Source organism: Pelagimonas sp., assembly GCF_050633425.1.
Lineage (GTDB): Bacteria > Pseudomonadota > Alphaproteobacteria > Rhodobacterales > Rhodobacteraceae > Pelagimonas.
In genome coordinates, this window is record NZ_JBOEGM010000032.1 from 51,777 (window position 1) to 60,836 (window position 9,060).

Here is a 9,060-nt window from a genome sequence, read left to right on the forward strand (position 1 = left end):
GGTGAGATATGCGCAAGAAGATAGGCTGGGGTATCCACCAACCGCAACAATTGTCCTAGGATCCTAAAAGGTGTGCCAGTTCAACAATTTCAGTCGCATCAGCTCCGGTCGAGACTCGGTTGCCAAACATCTGCCCTATAATCATCCGCAGCCTTTCGACGTCACCGGATTTTGCCGCTTCAACACCTGCTTCAACCAGCTGTGCATGAAGCGCTTCATCAACCGCCAAGTGATGCTCTTCTGCCAAACGTCTGAAAATTTCAATCAAGAAATCAGGGCTTTCGGCCAAGACTTTCATGCGAATACCTTGCATCTCATCTAGTGAGCGACGTGCGGCATCATAGTTCTTTTCCCGAATCGATCGGCGGGTCGTGACCAAAAGCTTGTCATGCCGCTCAGTGTCAACTGGTTGCGCAATATCTCGCAGCTCGTCAAAGGATGTTTCCGCTTTGGCGACTTCGTCATCCAGCACCCGTTCTTCGTTCTCGGGTGACATCTTTAGCAAAGCAACCTCCTGGCGAAGCTTGCGGGCTTCTTCGGCTACCGAACGATGCGTGTCTGCATCAACAGACGTAGAAAGCGCCGCATGCTGACGTTCAATCCGCTTGCGAATGTCGCCACTTGGATCGGCATCTTCATCGAGCGTGGTTTCAAGCTCGTCTAGATCGCTCTCAACACGTGCGAGCATAGTTGTGGCAACCTCTGCCCCACGCTGGCCGTCATAGTTGATGCCGCCATCTTCGGATCGATAAAGGTTGGTCGCATCGATTACACGCCCCAATGAGGGCAATTCGACCGAAAAGCTGAGCGTACCATTGTCGCTCATTTTCCAATCGATGACAAAATCGTCACCTCGATTGATCCGTTCACCGCGCTCCAATTCATCTCGACTGTTCAGGCGAAAATTACCGATATGTAGGTTGTGTTCCGGGGTGTCGATGTCATCTGCCATCTCATAAAATTCAACTGCGATGAAGTCATCCTCGCCCCCGACGAGTGTCTTGCCAGTTCGGAAGGTTTGCTTACCTTGTGTAGGCAACGCCGTCCCTTTCTTTACAAGGACCTCCAACTTGTTCCGCTCATATCCGACAAAGCCATGCTGAATCTTGACCGCCAGAGTGTAGGTCATCGGGACACTTGCAGCACTTGCTTCCGCTCGGGTGATGACGATTTCGCGTGACGCATCCTCGACGGCCTTGCCCTGTTGGTCGAACACGGTCACCTTGAAACGGTTTTCGCCGTTCTTTCGAACATTTACGTTGATGCTGAGTGGCCCATCAATTTGAATTCTGCCTGTCGAAGACCCTTCTTCATCAAGGATTTCCACCTCATGCCCGGTTGGCATGTCTGCCGCCGGTTTCAGCCGAACCTTGGTCGCTTCGTTGGCAACGCGTGACTTGAAGTCTAAAGCCAAAGAGACGCTGCCCGTGACGGCTTCTCTCTGTTTCCCGCTCTTCTGCGTGGAGCTTTCACCAGCCCATTCTCGGCTCTCCGCGAAAATTGCAGCGCCCGTTGCAACGGCGGTCATAGGATCAAGGCCGCTTTCCACTTCGATTGCCAAGCCAGCCTGCAACATGTCTCGGATGATAGGCATCTTCGAAGGGCCACCGATCGGGACGATTTTTGAGATGTCGTCATTCTTGTATCCGTTGGCCGTGATAATCTTGCGGCAAAGAGCAATCGAGTCATCGATCCGATCTTTGATCAAATCGGTCATCTGTTCTCTCGTCAAATCGATGGAGATGTAGATTTCTTCACCGTCCTCATCAGACGCACGCACTTCGTCCTCTGTCGCAAAAATGGAGGCCGTCGAAGACGCCGAAAGTTGGATCTTCGCCTTTTCCGCAGCATGGCGGCAGACGTCCGAAAGATGCTTGTACTTTTCGTTGCGTTGAAAATCCGCTGGGAGGTTGAACGTCAGCGTAAGCCAGGGCCGCACAATGCTGTCGAAAATGATCCTGTCAAAGTCACGACCGCCAAGCATGTTGATGCCCTCATGGGCGATCACGTTGACGACACCCGCCGTGCTCATGACCAAAGCCAAGTCAAAGGTCCCGCCTCCGAGATCGTAGACTAAGAAAACACCGTCATTTTGTTTGCTGTGTGCAATTGCGGCCAAAGCAGCTGCAACTGGTTCCTGCAACAGGCTTACTTTTTCCAAACCGGCCAATCGCGCGGCAGAGATGGTGTCTTCGCTCTGCATTTGGTTGAATGCGGCGGGTGTTGTGATGACCACGCCCTCAATTTCCTGATTGCCAGCCTCGGTCATCGCCTGACCTACCAGCGCTTTGATGATTTCGGCACTACACTCAACCGGCGTCCACGTTTGCCCCGCAAAGGAGATAGGATTCTTGGTCCCCATCGATCGCTTGAATCCTTGAGCGACATTCTGCGGAGCCGAAAGCAAGCGATCATAGGCTGATTTCCCGATGAACCTGTGCCCGCGCTTGTCCAGATAAATCACACTGGGCAGCACATCCGTGCCATCCGACGTCTTGAAGAGACGCGTTGCACCATCGATGTGGCCGACGACTGCCGAGTTCGAAGTTCCGAGATCAATACCAAGATACAATGCTTATTCCTTTTCACTTTTTGCCGGCTCAACAAGGACGCGTCCTAACCTGATAACCTTCATATCCGCCATAACGGTTGGTTCCAGCGTTTTCGATACCACGAGATCAGTTTCATCTGGATAGTCTCCAGCATTGTCTGCCGACGCGGCCAATCCGTCGTGGAACACTTCGGCTTCAAAATCGATCATTTTTAAACCGAGCTGGTCAACAAGCATCGTCAATTGACGGTCTGAGAAGTTCAGCTGGCTTTTCAACCTGCGGCTTGCGCCGTCTGGAAGTCGATCAATGGCTTTCCTCGTCGCATTGGACAGTTTCCAGAATTCGACGCAAAGCTGTGCGACTGCTTCGGCGCTTAATGTCTGTGGGGTTGAGCCTACCATGAAGAAACAATCCTCCTTGCATCTGCCCGCAGCTCAGCAGCTTTTTCACGCGCCTCGCGCTGAACCGAGCTTAGAGCGCCACTTCTATATCGATAATTTGAGCATCGAGAGTTGAAGTCGGCGATGAGCTCATTGAACCGATCAATCTGGTAATTTGTGTTCGTCAACGTTCTAATCGTTTCAAGTCTTTGTCCCTGAAAAACACAATAACGAATTTGCGAACGATTGAATGTCAAGCCTTGCCCTACGGGCGGCCTAGCCTCAGCCGATGCGCTTGGCGCGGGCGTTGGTGTCGCTACGCTTGGGGAGGATGGCTGATAGGTAGAGCGGCTAGACGGCCTATCCATCTCATCTGCAATCACGAAGAATCCAATGACGGCCGCAATTGAGGCATAAATACCCCACTTCAACTTCTTGCCAAATCGCTTTCGATCCAACTTTGCCTTTAGCTGCTGAAGTTCCGCGCGCTCAGATCCACTCGCATATTTCAGCAAATCGCCCACAGTTTCCGACATGCCTGTCAAATTGCCGGAATTCTTTTCAAGTTCGTTCATTTTCCAATTGCGATGCAGAACCGCTCGTTCTTCTTCAAGAGTTTTTCCAAGCTCTTGGGAAGGTCGAGCGCCAGAAAAGGTCAGGACTCCATCTAACAGCTTGAAAGCGGTCTGTGGGTCGTTGCAATCGTTGTTAATGTGCAATGCAAGGTCGCGCACAATGTTGAAGGCAATGGGATCATCGGCCCCTCTGGAAACCGTATCCTTGAAAATTTTCAGGACAGTAGAAACCGGTGTCGGCACCTTAGTTTTTGCGGCTTCGCACGCATCAATAAGCGCCTTGTATTCCTGGTGGAGTTTTTGCTGTTCATCTAGCGTTTCGAGCTGCGCCACATCTCCCTTGAGGACTTCCGCAACCGACTCTAGCTCAGGGAAGGTTCGCAACAGCGCCTCGGAAAGCCGTCGCGCTTCGGCAAATTCGTTGCGGTTGTTTGCCAAGTCCAAACAAAGTGACCTCAGTTTTTCGTATATCCGTTTTGATCGGCCTTCTTCATGGCCTTGATGCTGTTCATAGACCTGAACCGGTTGATTAACGTCATCCCACCGAACCAGAAGATCAGATGCTTGTGTTACAAGTGCTTCTAGATCGGCGTCGGTATTTTCAGCGTCCGATATGACCTTGTCGATCTCATCGCTTATGCGGGCTAAGTCAGGTTCGCTAAGGGTGTCATAATTGCGAACAAACTGCTCTAGGAACGAACTCGAAGGCTGCCTTCTCAGCTCGGCTTCGACAATCCAGTCCATGGCTTCACCAGGGCGATCTAGTGTCCAAATCCCTTCCGCTGCTGATCTGGCATGCAGTTTTTCAAGCTCCTTCAACGCATTGTACATTTGCCGGTTTTCGACGCGGGGAAAACCGGCGCTAAGACGATTTTCATTGATAAAACTGAGAAGGGTCGCTTGATCAATTTCATCCCATGCCGCCACGAGAGCATGGAACAAGCTGTCGTTGACATTCCCTGTGCCTGCAAAATGCGCCAAGATGTTCGCCTTGGCCAGCTCTGGAGCATGCTTGGATGATTCAATAAGCGCCTCAAGGTCACCCGATGCGATTAGGTTCAAGACATTGGACGTTTGAGCTTGGCTTAACTCCGGTAGCCACGAGATTTCTTGTTCGAGACGGGTATTTGGTGCCAATAGGCTTTGCTGTGCGCGTTGGATTTCTTGAGGATCGAAAACCTCATCAAACTCGGCATCCTCAACCAATTCCGCAATGTCTGATCGATTGGAGACATAGTCGGCCTTCAACACATTAAAGGCCCTGGTGGTGAGGTCAAAAGGTCCGGTACTCATATTCATCTCTTCAAATCAAGATCATCGTACTTCTACTTACACTTATGCACTACTGGCTCAGCAACAAAAGCCAAATTTCCATTTGATGCTCAGTGTTGGATGACAACTATTTTTCCAGCAACCTAAGCACTTAGCACTGGCAGCTTCGTTGCACAATTCATGACATCTGCACCGCACTTCCGGTCCCAGCAATACCAAGCGCTTAGCATGGTGCACAAATCAGTAGCGCAATTTCAGCATTGAGCGACACGGTTTTGGGACGGGGCCGGGGCTCTCCATGGCGCTGCTGCGAAAAGGACCGTTTTTGCGGCAGTTTTTGCGTTGCCACTAAGCCATTGATTCCAATTGTGCTGGACTGCCGCAAAAACCTGGTGCAAAAGGATTCTATGAAAATCGGCTACGCAAGAGTGTCTACAGAAGAACAGAACCTTGATTTACAGATCGAGGCGCTGACGGAAGCCGGGTGCGACCGGATCATCACCGACCAAGCGCAAAGTGGCTCGAAAGCGGCTGAAACGCGCGCAGGTTTTTCAGAGGCAATGGAGCTTATAGGCGACGGTGATCTTCTTGTGGTCTGGAAGCTGGACAGGGTAGGGCGGTCCATTGCTGATCTCATACACCTTTTGAAGCTCTTCGGGGATCGCGGCATAGAATTTCGCAGCCTCACGGACGGGATCGACACGACGACCGCAGGTGGGCGACTTGTGTTTCACATTATGGGAGCCTTGGCGGAATTTGAACGGGACTTGATCCAGGAACGCACCAAGGCGGGGCTTGCCGCCGCAAGGAAACGCGGCAAACGGCTTGGCCGACCTCCTGCGCTGACACCCGCACAAATCCAGCACGCGAAGGCTGCCATAGCGGCAAGGCGAGAGACGGTTTCGGGCATGGCGGAGATACTTGGGGTAAACCGCAGCACCATCCAGCGCGCCATCGGGGCAACCCGGTAATGGACGAGCTTCAGAGGCATCTTTTCCAGCTCAAGTTCCGCATTGCCTTCCTTGAAAGCCGGGGACAGGCATTCGAGGACCTGTTCTCCCGGATCATGGGTCATGCATTCGCGGGCGACTTCCAGGCCGTGCGGCCATACGGAAACAAGGGTGATCTGAAGTGTGACGGCTATCGGGTTAGCGACAAGACTGTGTTTCAGTGCTACGCGCCAAAAACGACGAAGCTCGATAAGCTCCAAACGAAAGTCGATGAAGATTTCAATGGGGCGGTCGCGCATTGGGGGCTGCGCATGGAGCGCTGGACTTTCGTGCACAACGACGACGATGGCCTTCCTGCCGATGCGGTTCAGCAACTAATTGACCTTGGCAATGCCAACCCGAGCGTTTCGCTCGACCAGATGAGTTACCCTGAGATCTTCGACATCACTATGTCGCTGGCAGCACCACAACTCGAAGATCTGTTCGGCCCGGCGCCGACGCAGCGCACGCTTGCACAACTTGATTTCGAGGCACTGCGACCTGTCGTCATGCTGATACAGCGGATTGACCCAGATGAAAATCCGTCCTTGGCGGCACCTTCTGCTTCAAAACTGAAAGCGAACGATCTGTCCGACGATGCGGCAGAGCTTCTGCGTCAGGGACGCCGAAGGGAGCGTTTGGTAGAGGATTTTTTCAACCAGTTTCCGAACCCGGACTTTGGCGAGGAGATCGCTCAGGGCTTCCGTGATCGCTACCAGGACCTGAAACAACAAGGCCACTCTGCAGATCATACTTTCATGGAGCTTCAGCACTTCGCGGGTGGAATGAGCGGTACACCGCAGCACCAAGCCGCTGTTTTGGCCGTCATGTCGTATTTCTTCGAGCGTTGCGACATTTTTGAGGATTATGTGGAAGCGGAGGCCGACACATGATCCTGCCAACCAAACATATCCGTCCCGAACGCGCGCTCCTGACCGTGGGTGCCGATATATTGGCGTGTCTGAAGGGACCGATGACGGTATCGCGGGTTTGGGACGAAGTGCGTAGGCAACGTGGCGAAGCAGTGGGGGTGGCACCCATAAACTACGATTGGTTCATTCTCGCACTTGACCTGCTGTTTATCACAAATGCGATAAGCTTTGAAAACGGCGTACTTCGTAAGGGCGCGACATGATCCACAACCTCACAAGTGATCTGGAGAGCTTCAAAAGCCTGACCTTCGGTCCGGGTCTTAACATTCTCTTGGCTGAGAAGACGGCGCAATCAACGGATCGGCAGACGCGAAACGGAGCAGGGAAGACCAGCTTTGTCGAACTGGTCCATTTTATCTATGGGGGCAACGCCAAGCCTGACAGCATCTTTCGCTCCGATGAACTGACATCGCACACCTTTGAGATGCAGACCGATATCAGCGGGCACACGATCTCTGCCGCGCGGTCGGGCAAGAAGCCTGCGCGCATCAAACTTCTGGGCGAGACGGAGCATTGGCCGATCAAACCCGATCTGGATAGCAAGACCGGCGACCTCGTGCTGTCGAACACAAACTGGCGAGCCGATCTGGGCGCTTTGCTGTTCGATCTGCCGACGGATCCGGATGCTATCAGCCGGTTCGGACCGACATTCCGTTCACTCTTTTCCTATTTTGCACGCCGACAGGGCAGTGGAGGGTTCGTTCAACCAACCCAGCAATCTGGACCACAGCAGAATTGGGACCAGCAGGTTGCTATATCTTATCTTCTGGGGCTGGATGCCAGCATTGCACAGCAGTTTCAGGAAACGCGTGCCCAAGAGAGTGCAATGGCAGAACTGCGGAAAGCGGCGAAGAAAGGCGACCTGGGTGAATTTTACGGAAACTCTGCCGACTTTCGAACGCGGTTAGCGATCGCAGAAACCAAGGCCCGTCAGCTTCAAAAGCAGCTCGCTGAGTTCAACGTCGTTCCGGAGTATGCTTCAATGGAGCAGGAAGCTTCAGAGATTACGCGCTCAATTTCCACCATCAACGATGACAACCTGATTGATCGGGAACTTGTGCTGCAACTAAGAACTGCCTTGGAAAGCGAAGAACCGCCTGCGATTACCAACGTCGAAAAGTTGTATAAGGAAGCGGACGTCGTCCTTCCGGAAATCGTTGCGCGCAGGTTCGAAGAGGTGTCGGAATTTCATGAGGCGATCATTCGAAACCGGCAGGCTCACCTTTCGGCGGAAATCACTGCTGCCGACGTGCGGATTGCAGCACGGGAAGCGCAGCGACTAGAGTTGGATCGTCGCCGCGGCCAACTCATGGGTATTCTTCAATCAGGGGGGGCGCTGGAACACTACTCACGCCTTCAAGAAGAAGCAGGGCGTACCGAAGCAAAAGTGGAGGCCTTACGTCAGCAGTTGGAGATTGCCGAGCGGATCGAGAGCACGAAAGTTCAACTCGACATTGAACGAGCTCGTTTGCAGCAAGCGCTTCAAGCCGATCTTCATGAGCGCAATGACATCACGAATGATGCCATCGTGATTTTCGAAGAACTGTCCACCTCGCTCTACGAGCAGGCCGGACACCTGACAATTGCTGCGACACCCAATGGCCCCACGTTCGAAGTTGCAATCGACGCGCAACGGAGCAAGGGCATCAACAGCATGCAGATCTTCTGTTTCGATCTGATGTTGGCCGAACTGACGACGAAGCGCGGAATTGGCCCTGGCTTCCTGATCCATGACAGTCATCTTTTCGATGGTGTTGATGAGAGACAAGTCGCTAAGGCCCTTCAACTCGGGGCTAGCCACGCGGAAAAGGTCGGTTTCCAATACATCGTGACCATGAATTCTGACGCGCTGCCCGAGGATGGGTTCCAATACGGCTTCGATGTGCACCAGTACGTCAATCCGACCCGCCTTACAGACGAAGAGGAAACGGGTGGCCTGTTTGGGCTCAGATTTGGATAGCGGCGGATTGACGGGGTAGATTGCGCGCACGGTTTGAATGCAAACTAGGCATATAATTTCAACTTGCAGAGCATACGCGCGATAGTCTATTTCGTTTGATCCGCGCTAGAGGACCGGGTTGGAAAATGTCTGAGATATTCGAGAATGCAATCACCTCAATCAAACTTGGTATTGAGGACTTCCAGACCGGTGACGACGACCGGATGCTGAGTGCAGCGCGCAATTACTACGCGGGTCTTCTTCTGCTCGCCAAAGAATGCTTGGTCAACGCGGTCCCGGAAGCTGATGCGATGGACGTCATTGGGGCAAAATTCAAGCCTGTCCCAGACGGTGATGGCGGAGTTGATCACGTCGTCATGGGATACACAACTGTTGATCTTGGGGTCTGTTCCGGCTGGGG

At 52.9% G+C, this 9,060-nt stretch carries 8 protein-coding genes; 5 read left to right on the top strand and 3 right to left on the bottom strand.

Annotation, left to right across the window (positions count from 1 at the left end; translation table 11 throughout):
* Positions 1-55: 55 nt before the first annotated feature.
* From ACRBB0_RS22970 to ACRBB0_RS22980, 3 genes are read right to left on the bottom strand one after another with little or no spacing between them, the layout of a single operon-like run.
* The gene (locus ACRBB0_RS22970; protein ID WP_431376811.1) at positions 56-2,572 is read right to left on the bottom strand and encodes an Hsp70 family protein; all 2,517 of its coding nucleotides are present in this window, start codon (positions 2,570-2,572) and stop codon (positions 56-58) included.
* A 3-nt stretch (positions 2,573-2,575) separates the two neighbouring features.
* Complete coding sequence (locus tag ACRBB0_RS22975; RefSeq protein WP_431376812.1) at positions 2,576-2,953, bottom strand: hypothetical protein; 378 nt, start codon at positions 2,951-2,953, stop codon at positions 2,576-2,578.
* Positions 2,947-4,800, bottom strand: a complete 1,854-nt coding sequence (locus tag ACRBB0_RS22980) for a hypothetical protein (protein ID WP_431376813.1) — start codon at positions 4,798-4,800, stop codon at positions 2,947-2,949. The genes ACRBB0_RS22975 and ACRBB0_RS22980 overlap by 7 nt, the downstream gene beginning before the upstream one ends.
* Before the next feature lie 386 nt (positions 4,801-5,186).
* Between ACRBB0_RS22980 and ACRBB0_RS22985 the strand changes: the two genes are divergently transcribed.
* The 5 genes from ACRBB0_RS22985 to ACRBB0_RS23005 all read left to right on the top strand — a co-directional run.
* The gene (locus ACRBB0_RS22985; RefSeq protein ID WP_431376814.1) at positions 5,187-5,750 is read left to right on the top strand and encodes a recombinase family protein; all 564 of its coding nucleotides are present in this window, start codon (positions 5,187-5,189) and stop codon (positions 5,748-5,750) included.
* Positions 5,750-6,661: an ABC-three component system protein gene (locus tag ACRBB0_RS22990; RefSeq protein WP_431376815.1), complete on the top strand. Its 912-nt coding sequence runs from the start codon at positions 5,750-5,752 to the stop codon at positions 6,659-6,661. Before ACRBB0_RS22985 ends, ACRBB0_RS22990 begins: the two co-directional genes overlap by 1 nt.
* Complete coding sequence (locus ACRBB0_RS22995) at positions 6,658-6,903, top strand: ABC-three component system middle component 6 (RefSeq protein WP_431376816.1); 246 nt, start codon at positions 6,658-6,660, stop codon at positions 6,901-6,903. The genes ACRBB0_RS22990 and ACRBB0_RS22995 overlap by 4 nt, the downstream gene beginning before the upstream one ends.
* Complete coding sequence (locus tag ACRBB0_RS23000) at positions 6,900-8,660, top strand: ABC-three component system protein (RefSeq protein WP_431376817.1); 1,761 nt, start codon at positions 6,900-6,902, stop codon at positions 8,658-8,660. The genes ACRBB0_RS22995 and ACRBB0_RS23000 overlap by 4 nt, the downstream gene beginning before the upstream one ends.
* 125 nt (positions 8,661-8,785) lie before the next feature.
* Positions 8,786-9,060 (top strand): hypothetical protein (locus tag ACRBB0_RS23005; protein WP_431376818.1); only part of this gene is annotated, 275 nt, incomplete at its 3' end.

Coding starts and splice junctions, on each gene's coding strand:
- ACRBB0_RS22975 (WP_431376812.1), bottom strand. CDS start 2,953: ATGGTAGGCTCAACCCCACAGACATTAAGCGCCGAAGCAGTCGCACAG.
- ACRBB0_RS22980 (WP_431376813.1), bottom strand. CDS start 4,800: ATGAGTACCGGACCTTTTGACCTCACCACCAGGGCCTTTAATGTGTTG.
- ACRBB0_RS22985 (WP_431376814.1), top strand. CDS start 5,187: ATGAAAATCGGCTACGCAAGAGTGTCTACAGAAGAACAGAACCTTGAT.
- ACRBB0_RS22990 (WP_431376815.1), top strand. CDS start 5,750: ATGGACGAGCTTCAGAGGCATCTTTTCCAGCTCAAGTTCCGCATTGCC.
- ACRBB0_RS22995 (WP_431376816.1), top strand. CDS start 6,658: ATGATCCTGCCAACCAAACATATCCGTCCCGAACGCGCGCTCCTGACC.
- ACRBB0_RS23000 (WP_431376817.1), top strand. CDS start 6,900: ATGATCCACAACCTCACAAGTGATCTGGAGAGCTTCAAAAGCCTGACC.